Genomic DNA, 17,273 nt, shown 5'->3' with positions numbered 1-17,273 from the left:
AAAAAGATTATAGAAAGTTATGATAGTTAAAACCTACCCCTACCCCCTCCAAAGGGGGAGATAAACCATCTTAACAGGTAATTTTGAATTACGCAGAAGTCATCCTACCACTACCTCTCCATGGAACCTTTACCTACCTCATTGCTCCCGAGGATAAAGACAAGGTTCAACCCGGTTTCCGTGTAGTTGTTTCATTCGGGAAAAAGAAAATCTACACGGGCATTGTGCTTGAAACGCACAACCGATCTCCTGAAGAATATCGCCCTAAGGAGTTGCTTGAGGTGCTAGATGAGCAACCGATTGTTAATCCAGCGCAACTCAAGTTCTTCCAATGGATGAGCAGATACTACATGTGCTCATTGGGTGAAGTAATCAACGCCGCTTTGCCTGCTGCTCTCAAGCTATCAAGTGAATCCTTTGTTGGCATCAACCCCGAGATTGATCCCCATTCGGAAGACCTTGATGATCGAGAATGGGATCTACTTCGTGCATTAAAGACAAACGACCTGAGCATGAAAGATGTTAGCCAGGTGTTGGGACTGAAGCAACCACAACGTGTACTGAAGAAACTCACAGAAAAAGGAATCATCGATCTTTTTGAAAAAGTAAAAGACAAATACCAACCGAAGAAAGTAAAACGTGTCAGAATCGCTGATGCTTTCATGGAAGAAGGCATGCTTGAGGGCGTTATCAATGAACTAGAAAGTAAACCCAAACAACAGGATGTACTCCTCGCCTACTTGCGAGATGTCCCCGTTTTAGACAACCCATCGTCAAATGAGCATGGGGTACAGAAATCTCAACTTCTAGCGGAAGAAATCAGCCCCTCCTCCCTCAAGACACTTTTTAAAAATGGAGTACTGACCGAATGGGAAGAAACCGTATCCAGGCTCCCCTCTAATCATGCAAAAATCCAGGGGAGTGTACAGCTTAGTCAACAACAGGAATCAACGAGACGAGCCATCATTCAATCATTTGAGAGTCATAATGCTACGTTACTTCATGGGGTGACAGGTAGTGGTAAAACCGAGATCTTCATTGAACTGATCAAAGAGCAAATCGATCTGGGAAAACAAGTGCTGTATTTGCTCCCTGAGATTGCACTAACGACCCAAATCATCGCACGTTTGCATAAAATATTTGGTGACTTCTTTGGAGTTTATCATTCGCGGTATTCGGACAATGAGCGCGTAGAAGTATGGCAAAAAGTACTGAATAAGGAATATCAATTTGTAGTGGGCGTCCGTAGTGCGGTCTTCCTACCCTTTTCTGATTTGGGATTGATCATTGTGGATGAGGAACATGAGCCTTCTTATAAACAGTTTGAGCCAGCTCCAAGATACCATGCCAGGGATGCAGCCATCTATCTTTCAACTCTCCATAAGGCTCACACACTTTTAGGTACAGCCACTCCCGCATTAGAGACTTACCAAAATGCACTTGATGGAAAATTTGGAATAGTAGAACTTGATTCCAGGTATGGTGAGGCTTACAATCCAATGATGGAGTTTGCCAATGTGAGTCGAGAACGAAAACAACGCAAGCTAAAAGGAAACTTTACTTCCATTCTGGTCAAAGCCATTCAGGAATCGCTGGATAAAAGAGAGCAAGTCATTCTTTTTCAAAATCGAAGAGGATATGCCTCTCACATTACGTGTGATAGTTGTGGCACTGTACCCAAATGCCCCAATTGTGCCGTAAGCCTCACCTACCATCAATACAACAACAAGCTGGTTTGTCATTATTGTGGATACAATCAGGCCATGTACAGTGACTGCCTGAGCTGTGGTAGCAAAGAGCTTCGCAATGTAGGTTATGGGACCGAAGAGCTGGAAGAGGAAATCAAGCTGCTATTCCCTCAAGCCATTGTTCAGCGTATGGATTTGGATACCACACGAAGCAAGTACGGTTACCAGCGCATCATCGAAGAATTTGAAGAAGGAAATATCGATATACTGGTGGGAACACAGATGGTAAGCAAAGGACTGGATTTTGATCGGGTCAACCTGGTAGGGATATTTGATACAGATCGAATGATCCATTTCCCGGATTTTCGATCACATGAACGTGCCTATCACCTCATTACCCAGGTGAGTGGTCGGGCAGGAAGAAAGTCCAGAAATGGAAAAGTGATCGTACAAACCAATGATCCGGATCAGGAGTTATTGCAGCGCGCTCGAAACGATAACTATAAGGCATTTTTTCAATGGGAGATTCTGGAGCGTGAGCGATTTTACTATCCTCCTTTCACCCGTATCATAAATATCACATTTAAACACAGAGAAAAGCATATTTCCTTTCAGGCAGCCGCCTATTTTGCAAAAGAAGTGAGAAATCAGTTGGGCAATCAACGCATGATTGGTCCGGTGGAGCCACTCATTGGCAAGATCCGAAACATGTACTTGCACGAAATCACATTGAAAATTGAGAAGCAAGGCATTAACTTGCCGGCTGTAAAGGAATACCTTCGATCTGTGGACCTGATGATGAAGCAGTTGCCGGCATTTAAAAGTGTTGGCGTGGTATTTGACGTAGACCCGATATAGTGGCGAACTAAGTGAAACATTTTCTAAGCATTTTCATTCTTTTCCTCCTCATTGTCTCCTGTGATCCATGTGATGACTGTGATTCGGTGAGCTTTGAACCAACCGTTTCGTTGATATTTATCAATCAAGACAGCATAAAGAATATCAACGATAGTCTGGCTGTTTTTGTCTTTAATGATTCAGCACTTAGCGCCAATACAGATTCATTAACAATTCTCAGGGATAGCCTTGAAATCGTGAAAGACTCGATAGCCAATGGTGGATCATTGAGCGAGGAGCAAATGAATTTGGAGCAGTGGATTTCCGAAAGGCAAATTGATTCGACATTTTATGCTGATTTGGATCAGAACGCCGACTCACTCACATCCATTTTTAATCAAACCAAAGCCACCATAAACTCCGGCTTAATCCAACTAGGTAAAATAGAAATCCTTGGTACCGGAACGGTATTTACTTATGAAGATAGTGCGGAGGTATGGAGCATCCCGCTCTCCTACGATGCTGAATTCAAACAGTACGAGATTCAAATTGCTGGCATAACAGACATACTTGAGGTTGATTATGAAACCTTTCAGGAGGTAGATGAGGAGAGAAATGTTTTGATTCGAGCGAAAAACATTGAAGTGATTAGTTTCACGAATAATGTGATAGATTCAGTACTTACAAACTGTGACGAAACCTGTCAAGATGGTGAAGCAACGTTTACTATTTATTTTTAGTCTGATCCTCTCAGTGGGTTGCTTTGCTCAGACAGAAGAGGCAGATACCGTAGTGTATCGACGTACACTCACTCCTTCAATCTATCTGGACTATGGGAAGTTATTGACCATTCCCACGAACTTTGAAACGAAGTATGAGGGAGGAATTGAGATCCTTTTTATGGAAAAGTTTCCATTGATAATCGAAGCTGGACAGGCAACACTCAGTCCCGAAGGAGCCTATTCCAATGGAACTTATGAAAGCGAGGGATTCTATTATCGGATCGGAGCAGGCTATGTCAGTCAGTTTTTACCTAAGAATAAAATTGGAATATCATTCCGATATGCCTCATCCACTTTTAGTGAAAACGGAAGGATCTTTATAGAAAGCCCATCGGATGCACAAGATGATTTTGTTCAAAGCATCGAGAGAGAGGATTTAACAGCAACCTGGTATGAACTAGTGGTGTATTCTGATCGAAAACTATCAGATGTATTTAGCATTGGCCTGAACTTACGGCTAAGAGTACTTGCCAGCTACGATGAACAAAATGTACCGGATGTTTATGCAATCCCTGGGTATGGCAGATCGTTTGAGGATACTGTTCCTGCAGCAAATTTCTTTTTGAAGGTGAGTTTTTAAACAGAATAATTGCCCGTTCAACAATTCTAAATAGGTTGAATAACATGAATTTAATGTGGGCGCATTAAGCTAAATTTATCTCGGTTTTAGCATCATCGATTACCATGAAAATTGCAATCACCACACTCCTCATTGTCTTCTATACAGGGTGTGAAACTTCCCAAAAGGAAATCAATGCCTGGAAAGAAGAGATTAAAGAGACCGAAAAAGCATTTTCAGAAATGGCCAGAAATAGAGGCATTCCGGAAGCTTTTGAATACTACGCAGACCCTGAAGGGGTTATCCGCCGAAGTAAGAAAATCATTAAAGGAAAAGATTCCATAAGAACTTGGTATAATAATGATACCAGACCAGGAGATACCCTATCGTGGACTCCAACTTTTATTGATGTGAGTGCTTCTGGTGATATGGGCTATACGTATGGAGACTATCGATTTACCTACCTTGATAGTTTGGGAAATCAAAAAGAAAGTACAGGGATATTTCACACCGTCTGGAAAAGACAGCCTAATGGTGAATGGAGGTATGTCTGGGACTAACACCCTTTATCTATGTAGCTATGGAAAAACGTATTCTGGAATTACTTGGCGATGCTATTCTTGTAGTTGACAAGCAAGGTAAAGTCACAGATATCAACAACAGTGTGACCAATCTTTTTGGGTATTCTAAAAAAGAGCTCCTCGGACAAAAATTTGATATGCTGATGCCTCCGAGGTATAGAAAAAATCATGGCACCTTTTTCCTTGGGTACCAAAAGAACCCGGAGACCAGGTCTATGGGAAGGACCCATGAGCGCAACTTCATCGCTGTAGATAAAAAAGGAAGAGAATTTTACGTAGGTATATCACTGACCTATTATCAGCCCTCTAAAAATGATACCCTCTACATCGCGGTTATCCGTGACATCTCTCCGCTTGTAGACCTCAAGAACAAACTCCAGCAGACCAACGAAACGTTAGAAGCCAAAAACAAAGAGCTTGAACAACTTGCATATATTCTTTCCCATGATCTAAAAGCCCCTACTTCGGCCAGTCGACAACTCATTGAATACATTGAAGAAAACCACAAGCAAGAACTCAGCGAGCAGGTGGCGCAGTACATGGGCATGCTCAAGGATCGCAACATGAAAATGGCTGATTTAATCGACGGCATTTTGAGCTACGCCATGGCTGGGAAAGTGACACAGGATGTGGAGGAGATCAACGTATCCGAGTTGGTTCATGATGTAGCAGAGAATCTGAATATTCCCGCTGGTTTTAAAATCCATAGCCACGCCGATGATATTAACTTCATGGGTCAAAAGACCCAACTTTTTCAATTGATGTCCAACCTAATTGGCAATGCAGTAAAATATCACCACAAAGATCAAGGCAGCATTGAAATCCGTGCCCTTAAAACAGTGGATGAAGTAGAGATAAAGGTCACAGACGATGGTCCCGGCATTCCCAAAAAATACCATCAGACCGTATTTGAAATGTTTGGAACGGCCAATTTGAAACAAAGGGCTGATAGTACGGGCATAGGCTTAGCCATAGTAAAGAAGATCGTGGAGCAAAATGGAGGAGTGATAAAACTGAACCCGAACGTGAAAACGGGAACCGAGTTTATCTTCACCATTAAAACCATGTAGTGGAATCATCTGTTATTTCTCGCTGGCCCCCAACTCCTGCTTAAAGAACTCAATCATGCGAGGCTCCCACTGAGGATTCATCATGATTATATGGTCCATGCCTGGATATTTCACGAATTCATAGTCTGTATACCCCAGCTCCTCAAGTTTGTCCACAAGGAATTTGGCATCTGCAAAAGGCACATCATCATCGGCCGTACCATGGTTGATCATCAGTCGCGCCTGTAATCGATCCAATAGAGGTGTTAATGCCGACGCAGCATATTTCTCTGGACAATCTTGAGGCAAACACCCCATGTAGGGCTCTATAGCTACACGGAAATTGGCAGGGTCGATAGCTGCTGCACTGAGATATGCTGCAACATACAAATCTGGGTATTCCAACACCGCTCGCAAGGCATAATGTCCACCCCAACTATGGCCAGCCACGCCCAGTCTGTCAAGATCCATATACGATCGTTCATCAGCGAGTGCATTAAGTGCTGCAACATGGTCTGCCATCTCTACCTGCCCCAGCCGTCCATAGCTAAATTCCTGAAAAGCCTTACCTCTGCCAGGGGTTCCCCTCCCATCAATGACTACTACAATGAAGCCGGTATTTGCGAGATTTTGTAGCTCAAAGTGTCCTGGAAAATACAGATTCCGCCGGATAGCCATTGTATGGGCTGCTCCATATATCCACTCCACCACAGGGTAACGCTTGGATGTGTCCAAATCTTTTGGCTTATAGACCAGTGTTTCAATCATTGTCTTCCCATCTGCCGCCTTCAACTGAACAAACTCCGGCTGCAGACCCAACTCCTGCAGTGGTGACATGTCCGCAGACCAGGAAGTAGCCAGCTTCTCTCCTGCTGCACTATAGATTTCTAAAGTAGCTGAGCGCTCCATATCATTGCGCCACACCCACAGGCTATCCTTGGTGTCCGTCAAATACACCTCCATCAGTGTTGGACCCTCTACCAGCCGCTCAATGCGACTTCCATCCATAGCAGTGCGATACAACTGCTCTTCATAGGGGTTATCCTTATCCCCCCGGGCCATGTAGTAGGCCCAACCGTTGGTTTCATCTACCATATATAACCAGGCCACCGGACCATTCGATTCACGGTTTGTCAAAGTCCTTACCAACTCTCCCCTCTCATCGTAGAGGTAGAGTTGATTGTAGCCGGTACGTTCACTGTTATAGATCACTTGATTGGTAGCATCCAGGAAGTAAAAGAAATTCGCTTTACGTAGACGCCCTGTATAGCCATTCAAAAGCTCCAGCCCGATCAGGTACGTTTCTGAACGGTCGCTTAGCCAAACCTCTGTACGCCCGTTCTCAGGATAGACACGCAGCAATTCCATGTTTTTCATAAGCCTATCGGCGACCGCTATGCGCACATGCATGCCATCCGGGTGCCATGAAAGTGGATGCACATATACCCGGTCAGTGGGTTGTTGTATCGCAGAGTATGCTCCAGTAGCAACATTCACAAAGTAATAACGAATCTTAGGCAGAGGCTCCCCTGCCCGGCTGTATGGCCATTGGATGGTAGTGTCCGCTTTCTTAAGTTCAATACGCGGAACCTCCCGATCATCTACCTGCTTTACCAGCAAGGTTTGTCCATCGGGAGACCATAACGCGCTTGCTATGTCCCACCGCCAGTCCTGCTGTGGCTTAGAAATTATTGTAGGCTCATTAGCTGCCGATGATCGAATGTATAACTGTCCGTCAGGCGTATGTCCAGCATAAGTGGCGCTAGGTGGATGGAACACTTCCTGTATTGGTGGGATGTGATTGAATAATCCCGGACCCAGTACTCGACCAGAAGGAGGATCGCCAGTCAGGTGTGAGGGAATGGGTGGAACCAAAGGAGTAATGTATCGAAATGGCTGTGCTTCAATTTGAATGAACAATGAACACAAAGCAAAGAAAATCAGGTACACAGTAAAGCGCATCATAGGAGACTTGTAGGTTGATAATACACTCCAATATAATCACTTAATAGGAAAATGATACTCGGGACTGGATCATTAGAATACCTGAGAAATGGGACCCGGCTATGCCACAACTTGTCATCGGTTGGGCAAAGGAAATGGTGGAATAAAAACCGCAAATAGCCAGGATCTCAACTATCCTGGCTTAACTTAAATTTTGACAGCTCCTCTTTCAGTTCTGATGCAAGCGAGGAAAGCTCTGTGGATTTATCTTTGTAATTATTCATACCAGAAGCCAATTCAGATGCTGATGCAGCTACTTCCTCTGTTCCAGCTGCTGTTTGTTCTGCTATTACAACTACCCCTTCCGCAATACCTACAACCTCCTGAATGTTTGAAAGCTGTTGTTCCGAACCTGAAACAATCTCCTTAGAAAGGTCAAGCGTTTTATTAGAAGAGTCTGTTATCTCTTTAAAAATTTCAAGGGCAGCTCCTGATACTGAGGTTCCAGACTTTACCTGCTCCGTCATCTGATCCATGGCTTTTGCAGTCTCCATCGTGTCTTTTTGCACATCAGCAATAAGCTGCTCAATTCGTGTAGCCGATTGTCTGGAATCCTCGGCGAGTTTTCTAATCTCCTCTGCCACTACCGCAAAGCCTCTACCAGCATCCCCTGCCTGGGCAGCTTCAATTGCTGCATTTAGTGCCAGCAAATTCGTTTGAGCAGCAATTTCTGAGATTACAGTCAACACCTGACTGATCTCATCGGATCGACCTTTCAAAATGTTGATGGATTCATGGGTCTTTGTCGTATACTTTAATATTTCAGTAATGCTTACCCTAAGCTCATCAAGCATCTTCCCTCCTTTTTGACTCTTTTCAGCTCCATTGTGAGCCGCCTGATTAATTTCGGTTGCACGATCTTTCATGCTATTGGATGATGAAAGAATCCGTTCGATCAAATTAGAAACTTCATCTACTTTCTGTACCTGAGCCTGTGCACCACTACTCATCTGACCAGTGGCAGATGCAATCTCTTGCGTGCTACTATTCATTTCTCCACTTGAAGCCAGCATCTCATTAGTAGACCCCTCCAATGTATTGGCACTCTCTGTAACGCCAAGGAGCAAATGTTTCAGCTGGTTCTGGGCAGAATGAACATTATCAACCAGTCGTTTGATATCACCATGTGCATCCTCCGTGTAAGCTTGTGTCAAATCACCCTTGGCCATTGCATTGAGTATGGCATCAATTTTTATAATTGGATTAGCTACTGACTCTAATAGTTGATTAATGGATTGCGATAGATCTAACCACACTCCTCTTTTTTCACCCAAAGAAATTCTTGCATCTAAAATCCCTTCCGTGCCGGCTTTTGAAAGTACCATCCCCGTTTCATCTAAAACTTGCTGTAGATTTCGTCGCATATGCTCAAGCTCATGTCCCAAATCATCCTCTTCAGACAAGTCCACAGCAACATCAAGATTTCCTTTTCTGATTTCTTTGGCAAAACTCACATAGTTTGTTCGTGTATCTATCAGGTTGTTTAATGACATCAGCATTTCACCAATTTCATCCTTTCTGTTCACAATCAGTTTCTGCATGATGCTCCCTTTTGCCAATGCATTCAAACGATCTTTAACACTCGTGAGCGCACCCACTACATTGTTGCTAAATCGCCACCCTATGTATAGTCCAATCACCAAAAGAACCAGACTTATACCAATTGTCATCCAGATAATGCTTGCCAACTGATCGTCTAACTCCTCCTTCTTTTGAAGCACGGCCTGGTCGATGGAGTCTGTATAAATACCTGAAGAGACTACCCATCCTTTTGACCTGAAGAGCCTGGAGTAAGAAAGTTTGTTATACACTTTATCTTCATCAGGCTTCACCATGACATATTCAACAAAAGCATCACCACTTTCCAGAGACCTCTCCACTCTCTCTTGATAAAGGTTTTTCCCCTCTTTATCTTTTACCACATTGTACTTCTCATCACTCATGACCTTACCATTATTTTGAGGTTTTGCCGCATGCATGATCATCGTAGGGTATGGACGTTTGGTATCAGTAATCCAGAAATATCCTTCCTTACCATCAAATCTGACCGAGGATAGAATATCCAGTGCCTCCTCCATATTTTCATCTGATTCCTGAGCGGCATCTTCAAGAATACCAAAGGCCAGATCCACTACATTCTGCAAACGGAGTTCAGCCTTCCGTTCCTCTTCTGCCCTAAAAGCAGAAATATCCTCTTTACTTTTAGACGATAGATTATAAACCGTAATAAAACTGAGGATGGTAGTCGTAATGATCAAAAGCAGCCCTATAAACAAGGATATCTTAAGTCGTAAGTTCATGGAAGTTAGGATAAGTGGTCAATAGAAATTGATGATTAGTTGGCGCAAACTTTAATTTTTCCCTTCAAGATATAAATCGCTTATCGAATTCAAAACCACATTACGATTCAAATGCTATTTTTGTCGACCATTCAGGTAATTTAAAAGTCACCCCTTATTTTCAACACTCTTAAAATGATCAGAAATAGTTTACTTTTCTTATTTATCATTATTTCATTTTCATCAGCAGCACAGTTTAAATTAGATGCTGAGTTCAGACCCAGGTTTGAATACCGTGACGGATATACCACCCTGAGTGAGCCAGGAGAAAAGGGGGTCTTTCTTATCACTCAGAGAACAAGATTAAACGCTTCTTTCAACGATCAAAACAGGATACAAACCTACCTCTCCTTTCAAGATATTCGTACATGGGGTGAGTATGACTTAAACAGCACGGAATCCACCATAGCATTGTACCAGGCTTGGGCCAAATTCAAAATTGCCGATAGGCTGAGTCTAAAGATTGGAAGGCAAGAGTTTGAATATGACGACCTTAAAATCCTTAGTAACAGTACCTGGAGACTGCAAGCGCGATCGCATGATGCTGGATTACTGGAATGGCAAAATGTGGATTCTACATTGACCGTTCATTTAGCAGGCGGTGTAAATCAGGAAGATGAGGTTCTGTTCCAGGACCTGTATACGAACCCTGCTTATTACAAAAACATGGGGATGGTGTGGATAAATAAGAAATTCTCAAATACTGAAATTTCACTTTTATTCCTTGATTTAGGTCAGCAGCTTGCTGACACTTCCATCAATCACTTCAGAACATTAGGGATTTATGGTGTACAAAAAATAGGCAAAACCACTTTGACGGGCAGCTTCTATTTACAAAATGGAAGCAACCAGGCAGATCAGAATGTTTCTGCCAATATGATATCATTACAAGCTGAGGTACCTGTTTCAGAAAGGCTCGTAATTAATCCTGGCTTTGATATTCTATCCGGAACTAAAGCCGAAGATTTGCAAGATGCCGGGTATAATGAGACCAACTCTTTTATTCCTCTCTACGCCAGAAGGCATAGGTATTTTGGTATCCAGGATATGTTCTATGTAGCAGGTTTCAACGTGCCTGCAGGTTTATCTGATTATTTCCTGAAGTTTAGCTATAAAGTGAACGATCAATGGAGGACCAGGCTACAGACTCACTCATTTTCTACCTCCGAAAACATTTTAAATACCTCTGACAATACCATCGTTGATGACAAACACCTTGGTTATGAAATAGACTTATTTCTGGATTACAATCCTTATGACAACCTGAATGTGGGTTTTGGCTATGCTCATTTCTTACCTACAGAAAGTATGGAAATAATAAAGCAACGAGGAGATCAAAACGAGATAGCTCATTTTGCATACCTTCAGATTTCCTACACACCTACGCTATTCAAAAGCAAGAATTAAGCAATGCTTGCTCCGTTCTCAGCGTCCTGACCTGGACTTAATGCTACCAGCTTACCATCTGAGTTTTCAGCAAATAAGAGCATCCCCTGAGATTCCACACCCATAATTTTACGAGGGGCCAGATTAGCCATCACGGTCACTTTCTTGCCTATCATTTCTTCAGGAGTGAAATGCTTTGCTACTCCACTTAGAATGGTCCGGGTCTCCAACCCCATATCTACGGTGAACTTCAATAGCTTATTGGACTTTTCTACTTTTTCAGCCGTCTTAATCTCCCCTACTCGCAGGTCCATCTTTAGGAAATCATCAAAGACGATTTCATCTTTTAGCGATGGCAAATCAGGAGTTGTATTTTCTTTTTCGTTCATTTTCTTCGTTTCCAATAATTTGTTCACTTGTGCTTCCACATCCTTGTCTTCAATTTTTTCAAATAGTAACGCGGCTTTGTTTAATTGATGGTCATCAGGTAAAAACTCCATACCACCGGCCTCAGACCAGTCTTTTCTGTCAGTGTTCAATATCCCTACCAACTTCTCAGCTGTAAATGGCAGGAATGGCTCACAGACAATCGCCAGATTAGCGCTGATCTGAAGCGCTATATTCAGAATGGTCTCCACCCTACTTTGATCTTCTTTAATCAATTTCCACGGTTCAGTATCGGCCAGGTATTTGTTCCCTATTCGGGCCAGCTCCATCATCTGACTTAGCGCTTCTCTAAACTTAAATTGATCCAAAACTGCCTGTATCTTAGCTGGTGCTTCACTCACTGCCTTGACTACCTCTTCATCGATTGGCATCAACTCTCTTCTTGCTGGTACCTTTCCATCAAAATATTTATGTGTCAGCACCACCGCTCGGTTTACGAAGTTGCCAAAGATAGCAACCAATTCACTGTTGTTTCTCGCCTGAAAATCCTTCCAAGTGAAGTCGTTATCCTTAGTCTCCGGTGCATTGGCAGTCAGCGTATATCGCAATACATCTTGCTTTTCCGGGAACTCCTCTAGATATTCATGCAACCACACTGCCCAGTTTCGTGAAGTCGAAATCTTATTGCTTTCTAAATTCAAAAACTCATTGGCAGGTACATTATCCGGTAGCACATAGCTTCCTTCTGCTTTAAGAAGCGTAGGGAAAATGATGCAGTGAAATACGATGTTGTCTTTTCCAATAAAGTGCAGCAATCGAGTATCATCTGACTTCCAGTAATCTTCCCAGTTTTTGCCGTTATCCTTTGCCCATTGCTTAGTTGCAGAAATGTACCCAATCGGAGCATCAAACCACACATAGAGCACTTTCCCTTCACCCCCATCAACAGGAACAGGTATTCCCCACTTTAAATCCCGAGTCATCGGTCGTGGACGCAGACCATTGTCTATCCAGCTTTTACACTGCCCATACACGTTAGACTTCCATTCTTTATGCCCTTCCAGCAACCATTCTTTTAGCCACGGTTCATATTGATCAAGCGGCAGGTACCAATGCTTGGTTTCCTTCATCACCGGAGACTCTCCACTCAGCATGGATTTAGGATTCTTTAGCTCTGTTGGACTAAGCGTAGAACCACAATTCTCACATTGATCGCCGTACGCTTCCTCATACCCACAGTTCGGACAAGTACCTTTAATGTATCTATCAGCTAGAAACTGCTGCTCTTTCTCATCGAAGAATTGCTCGGAAGTCTCAACGGTAAACTTCCCTTCAGCTTCCATCTTCTTGAAAAATTCAGAAGCTGTTTCATGATGCAGCTCTGAAGAAGTTCGATGATAGATATCAAAGCTGATTCCAAACTTTTCGAATGAGTCTTTAATTTGATTGTGGTAAAAATCAACTACTTCCTGAGGGGACTTTCCTTCTTTTCTCGCTCGCAATTCGATTGCCACCCCATGCTCATCCGAGCCACACACAAAGGCCACATCTTCCCCTTTGCTTCTCAGGTATCGTACATAAATATCTGCCGGCACGTAAACACCTGCCAGGTGGCCGATATGAACAGGTCCATTGGCATATGGAAGTGCCGCAGTGATGGTATGTCTTTTGTATTCTTTAGCCATAATTCGATAAGAGACCGCAAATATAAGTTTTGTGTTTACCTCTTATAGTGTATTCCACAATCATTTGGTCTAATTTTGCGCTCGAATTCAAATTGGAATGCAAGAAATAAGAAATATCGCCATCATCGCACACGTTGATCATGGCAAAACCACACTCGTTGACAAGATCATTTACGCAACGCAGGAGTTTAGAGAAAACCAGGAGAAAGGTGAATTGATCCTTGACAACAATGACCTGGAGCGTGAGAGAGGAATTACCATTCTTTCCAAAAACGTTTCTGCCGAATACAAAGGCGTAAAAATCAACATCATTGATACCCCTGGTCACGCCGACTTTGGTGGTGAAGTGGAACGGGTATTGAAAATGGCTGATGGTGTAATTCTTTTGGTGGATGCCTTCGAAGGTCCTATGCCACAAACGCGTTTTGTGTTAGGAAAAGCATTAGGTCTTGGATTGACACCTATCGTGGTGGTCAATAAGGTAGATAAAGAAAACTGTCGTCCGGATGAAGTGCACGAACAGGTATTTGATCTGATGTTTTCTTTAGATGCTACGGAAGAACAACTTGATTTTCAGACCCTTTACGGTTCCAGTAAGCAGGGATGGTTTGGAGAGGATTGGCAAAAGCCTACGGATAATATTCTTCCGTTGCTAGACAAAATCATTGAGGTGATCCCTCCTGCTCCTTTCAACGAAGGTGTTCCTGCCATGCAGATCACCTCATTAGATTTCTCTTCTTTCACAGGGAGAATAGCAATCGGAAGAGTTTGGCAAGGCACAATGAAAGAAGGTGCTCAGCTTGGTATCAGTAAGCGAGATGGATCATTGAAGAAAGTCAAAATCAAAGAACTTCATGTGTTTGAAGGGCTTGGTAAAAGAAAAGTAACAGAGGTTAGAGCAGGTGACATCTGCGCAGTAACCGGCATTGAAGATTTTGAAATTGGTGACACCCTCACTGATTTTGAAAATCCGCACGTGATGCCACGTATCGCCATTGACGAACCAACCATGAGTATGATGTTCGCCATCAACGACTCACCCTTCTTCGGTAAGGAAGGAAAGTTTGTGACGTCTCGTCACCTGAGAGATCGATTGATGAAGGAGCTGGAGAAAAACCTGGCTCTTCGTGTAGAAGAAACTGATTCTGAGGATAAGTTTCTGGTTTACGGACGTGGTGTTCTTCATTTGTCTGTACTAATCGAAACCATGAGACGTGAGGGCTATGAAATCCAGGTGGGTCAGCCACAGGTTCTTTTCAAAGAAGGTGAAAACGGTGAAAAACTGGAGCCGATAGAGCATTTGGTAATCGACCTTCCAGATGAAGTATCAGGGAAAGCCATTGAAATGGTAACCCAGAGAAAGGGTGAATTGAAGGTAATGGAGCCGAAAGGCAACATCCAGCATCTCGAGTTTGAGATACCTTCTAGGGGATTGATCGGGCTGAGAAATAATATGCTGACTGCAACAGCTGGAGAGGCGGTGATGACCCACCGACTGAAAGAATATCAGCCATATAAGGGACCTATTCCGGGCAGAATCAACGGATCGTTAATTTCCATGGAAAATGGACCTGGTACACCCTATACCATTGATAAGCTTCAAGACAGGGGTGTATTCTTTGTAGATCCGGGAGTGGATGTATATACGGGACAAGTAATTGGCGAACACAGCAGGGATAATGATCTGGTAGTAAATATTCAAAAGGGCAAGAAGCTAACAAACATGCGAGCTTCGGGTTCTGACAACAATGCGAAGATCGCTCCTGCTAAAAAATTCAGCCTGGAAGAAGCATTGGAGTATATTCAGAAAGATGAGTACGTAGAGGTGACACCTAAGTCGATCCGAATGCGAAAGATCTATTTGGATGAAAACCAGCGAAAACGAATGGCCAATTCCGAAGCTAGCGTGTAATCTGCACTAAATAAAAATATTAAAGCCATCTCAATCTGAGATGGCTTTTTTTATGCCTCACGTATTACGAGTCAAACCACAAAACATTCAACGTTACCACTCATATAATTTAAGCCTTAATAACAAACAAAAGACGGTTTAAATAGTAGAATTGCACGGTATTTGAACAACAAACCCACATGAAAAAAGTAATAACTCTCACGCTCATCTTCTTAAGCTTTTTTGCTCAATCTCAGGAAAGCTATACGGTTACAATTGATCTGACAAAGGCTAAAAACGACCGGCTTCCGGTTGAATTGACCGTCCCGGCCATAAACGAAGAAACGGTTGAATATCATATGCCCAAAATAGTCCCCGGAACCTACAGCATCTCAGATTTTGGTAGGTTCATCAGTGATTTTAAAGCTTTCGATGCAGATGGAAACTTTTTGGAGGTTGAAAACATCTCAACGAATAAGTGGATGATCAAAGACGCGACAAAATTGAGAAAGATCACATATTGGGTTGATGATTCCTTCGATGACTTCTCCGGATATGGAAGTAACAAACTATTCGAGCCGGGAGGTATGAGCATTGAAGTAGAGAATGACGTGTTTGTAATGAATACTTTTGGATTCGTTGGGTATGTGGACAGTTATAAATTCAACCCTTTTGAACTGACAATCATCCATGATCCGGAAATCAAGGGAGCTACTTCTCTGAAAAAACAAGCTGAGACTGATACATCTGATACTTATACATCGGCAAATTACAATTTCCTTGCAGATGCGCCGCTTATGTATAGTAAACCAGATATAGTATCCAAAGAAATTGCAGGAGCAGAAGTCTTGGTATCCGTTTATTCACCTAACAAAGTGTTATCCGCATCAGATGTGATGGACAACATTGATGAGCTAATGGAAGCTCAAGCAAAATACCTGGGTGGAGAGCTGCCCGTAGACCGATATGCGTATCTGATCTACCTATTCGATAGCCCGACGATTTCAGGATCTTACGGAGCATTAGAACATTCATATTCCTCCCTCTATACTCTCCCTGAAATGGATCCGGCACGAATCAGCCAAACGGTAAAAGATGTAGCTGCTCATGAGTTTTTTCACATCGTAACCCCGCTGAATATCCACTCTGAGGAGATTCATGATTTCAACTACATCGAACCTGAAATGAGCCAGCATCTGTGGCTGTATGAAGGGGTGACAGAATACGCATCACAGCACGTTCAGGTGAAATATAATCTTTATGACCTGCAAGATTTTCTTGCGGAGATGAAGAACAAAATGAATCAGCAAGATCAGTATAATGTAGATATCCCCTATACCGAATTCAGCAAGAACATTCTGGAACCTGAGAATGAAAGAAGGTATGGAGATGTGTATGCGGGAGGCGCCCTGATTGCCTGGTGTCTTGACCTGACGATTATTCAGTCTACGAATGGACAGAAAGATCTTCAGTCAGTACTTCGAGAGCTTTCTAAGCAATATGGCCCCATGAAGGCCTTCAAGGACGAAGAGCTTTTTGATGAAATTGAAAAAATCACTACACCGGAAGTAGGTGAGTTCTTGAGAACATACGTTGGTGGAGGGGAGAAATTGCCGTATTCAGAAATACTTGGTTGGGCTGGAATCCGTTATTCCCCAGAGAGCAACGAAATGGTGATCACAGCAGGAAAATTTGCCCCTGCGGTAAATGAGGATCAGGAAATCTATATTGCTGATACAGATGAGATGAACGATTTCGGTAAGGATCTGGGATTTAAGGAAGGGGATGTTTTACTTGAATGGAATGGAAGCGCAGTTTCAATAGAATCTTTCCAGAATATCATCCAATCATTCTATAGTGATACAGAAGCAGGTGATAAGATCACCATATTGGTACGAAGAGAAGTGAAAGGAAAAACCAAAGAGGTAAAACTGAAAGCAAAGGCTAAAAAGGTGAAGTCCTCACAAAGGCACCAGTTGGAGGTTATTGAGAGTCCGTCACCAGAGCAACAAAAAATCAAGGCCATTTGGCTGGGAGAAGTGTAACCATTACTCAGTTGTATAGGTATAACTAACTGACCCAAAT

The 17,273-nt window shown here is 42.8% G+C and carries 11 protein-coding genes; 8 read left to right on the top strand and 3 right to left on the bottom strand.

The features are described 5' to 3' along the window. The first annotated feature begins 83 nt into the window (after nucleotides 1-83). The 5 genes from priA (at nucleotide 84) to ACP14Y_RS17310 (ending at nucleotide 5,517) form a co-directional block, all read left to right on the top strand. Nucleotides 84-2,546: a replication restart helicase PriA gene (gene priA, locus ACP14Y_RS17330; protein ID WP_424964159.1), complete on the top strand. Its 2,463-nt coding sequence runs from the start codon at nucleotides 84-86 to the stop codon at nucleotides 2,544-2,546. 11 nt (nucleotides 2,547-2,557) lie between these two features. Beyond that, nucleotides 2,558-3,265 carry a hypothetical protein gene (locus tag ACP14Y_RS17325; protein WP_424964158.1) on the top strand — a complete coding sequence of 236 codons (708 nt, stop codon included), beginning with the start codon at nucleotides 2,558-2,560 and terminating at the stop codon, nucleotides 3,263-3,265. After that, nucleotides 3,234-3,887 (top strand): DUF6048 family protein, encoded by a 654-nt coding sequence (locus ACP14Y_RS17320; RefSeq protein WP_424964157.1) that lies wholly within the window; start codon nucleotides 3,234-3,236, stop codon nucleotides 3,885-3,887. Before ACP14Y_RS17325 ends, ACP14Y_RS17320 begins: the two co-directional genes overlap by 32 nt. Before the next feature lie 104 nt (nucleotides 3,888-3,991). Next, on the top strand, nucleotides 3,992-4,426 hold the full coding sequence (locus ACP14Y_RS17315) for a YybH family protein (RefSeq protein WP_424964156.1): 435 nt from the start codon (nucleotides 3,992-3,994) through the stop codon (nucleotides 4,424-4,426). A 20-nt stretch (nucleotides 4,427-4,446) separates the two neighbouring features. Then, a complete protein-coding gene (locus ACP14Y_RS17310; RefSeq protein WP_424964155.1) occupies nucleotides 4,447-5,517 on the top strand; it encodes a PAS domain-containing sensor histidine kinase in 1,071 nt (356 codons plus the stop codon). 12 nt (nucleotides 5,518-5,529) lie between these two features. Here ACP14Y_RS17310 and ACP14Y_RS17305 read toward each other — a convergent pair whose 3' ends face one another. Both ACP14Y_RS17305 and ACP14Y_RS17300 read right to left on the bottom strand, forming a co-directional pair. Continuing rightward, nucleotides 5,530-7,461, bottom strand: a complete 1,932-nt coding sequence (locus ACP14Y_RS17305) for an alpha/beta fold hydrolase (protein ID WP_424964154.1) — start codon at nucleotides 7,459-7,461, stop codon at nucleotides 5,530-5,532. A gap of 167 nt (nucleotides 7,462-7,628) precedes the next feature. Next, entirely contained in the window at nucleotides 7,629-9,800 is a 2,172-nt protein-coding gene (locus ACP14Y_RS17300; protein ID WP_424964153.1) for a methyl-accepting chemotaxis protein, read from the bottom strand. A gap of 174 nt (nucleotides 9,801-9,974) precedes the next feature. On the opposite strand from ACP14Y_RS17300, the gene ACP14Y_RS17295 reads away from it, so the two are divergent. Continuing rightward, nucleotides 9,975-11,246, top strand: coding sequence for an alginate export family protein (locus ACP14Y_RS17295; RefSeq protein WP_424964152.1), 1,272 nt, complete (start codon nucleotides 9,975-9,977; stop codon nucleotides 11,244-11,246). On the opposite strand, the gene metG is transcribed toward ACP14Y_RS17295, so the two are convergent. Then, a complete protein-coding gene (metG, locus tag ACP14Y_RS17290; protein WP_424964151.1) occupies nucleotides 11,243-13,297 on the bottom strand; it encodes a methionine--tRNA ligase in 2,055 nt (684 codons plus the stop codon). The genes ACP14Y_RS17295 and metG overlap by 4 nt on opposite strands. Nucleotides 13,298-13,394: 97 nt before the next feature. Between metG and typA the strand changes: the two genes are divergently transcribed. Beyond that, nucleotides 13,395-15,209, top strand: coding sequence for a translational GTPase TypA (typA, locus tag ACP14Y_RS17285; protein WP_424964149.1), 1,815 nt, complete (start codon nucleotides 13,395-13,397; stop codon nucleotides 15,207-15,209). A gap of 179 nt (nucleotides 15,210-15,388) precedes the next feature. After that, on the top strand, nucleotides 15,389-17,233 hold the full coding sequence (locus ACP14Y_RS17280) for a peptidase M61 (protein ID WP_424964148.1): 1,845 nt from the start codon (nucleotides 15,389-15,391) through the stop codon (nucleotides 17,231-17,233). Nucleotides 17,234-17,273 lie beyond the last annotated feature (40 nt).

The organism is Ekhidna sp., assembly GCF_965247405.1.
Classification (GTDB): Bacteria; Bacteroidota; Bacteroidia; order Cytophagales; family Cyclobacteriaceae; genus Ekhidna.
This window is presented reverse-complemented; position numbering and strand designations above follow the sequence as displayed.

What these genes read in the sequence shown, in the direction of transcription:
- ACP14Y_RS17320 (WP_424964157.1), top strand. Translation starts at nt 3,234, where the DNA reads ATGGTGAAGCAACGTTTACTATTTATTTTTAGTCTGATCCTCTCAGTG.
- ACP14Y_RS17300 (WP_424964153.1), bottom strand. Translation starts at nt 9,800, where the DNA reads ATGAACTTACGACTTAAGATATCCTTGTTTATAGGGCTGCTTTTGATC.
- ACP14Y_RS17305 (WP_424964154.1), bottom strand. Translation starts at nt 7,461, where the DNA reads ATGATGCGCTTTACTGTGTACCTGATTTTCTTTGCTTTGTGTTCATTG.
- ACP14Y_RS17295 (WP_424964152.1), top strand. Translation starts at nt 9,975, where the DNA reads ATGATCAGAAATAGTTTACTTTTCTTATTTATCATTATTTCATTTTCA.
- ACP14Y_RS17280 (WP_424964148.1), top strand. Translation starts at nt 15,389, where the DNA reads ATGAAAAAAGTAATAACTCTCACGCTCATCTTCTTAAGCTTTTTTGCT.
- typA (WP_424964149.1), top strand. Translation starts at nt 13,395, where the DNA reads ATGCAAGAAATAAGAAATATCGCCATCATCGCACACGTTGATCATGGC.
- ACP14Y_RS17310 (WP_424964155.1), top strand. Translation starts at nt 4,447, where the DNA reads ATGGAAAAACGTATTCTGGAATTACTTGGCGATGCTATTCTTGTAGTT.
- metG (WP_424964151.1), bottom strand. Translation starts at nt 13,297, where the DNA reads ATGGCTAAAGAATACAAAAGACATACCATCACTGCGGCACTTCCATAT.
- ACP14Y_RS17315 (WP_424964156.1), top strand. Translation starts at nt 3,992, where the DNA reads ATGAAAATTGCAATCACCACACTCCTCATTGTCTTCTATACAGGGTGT.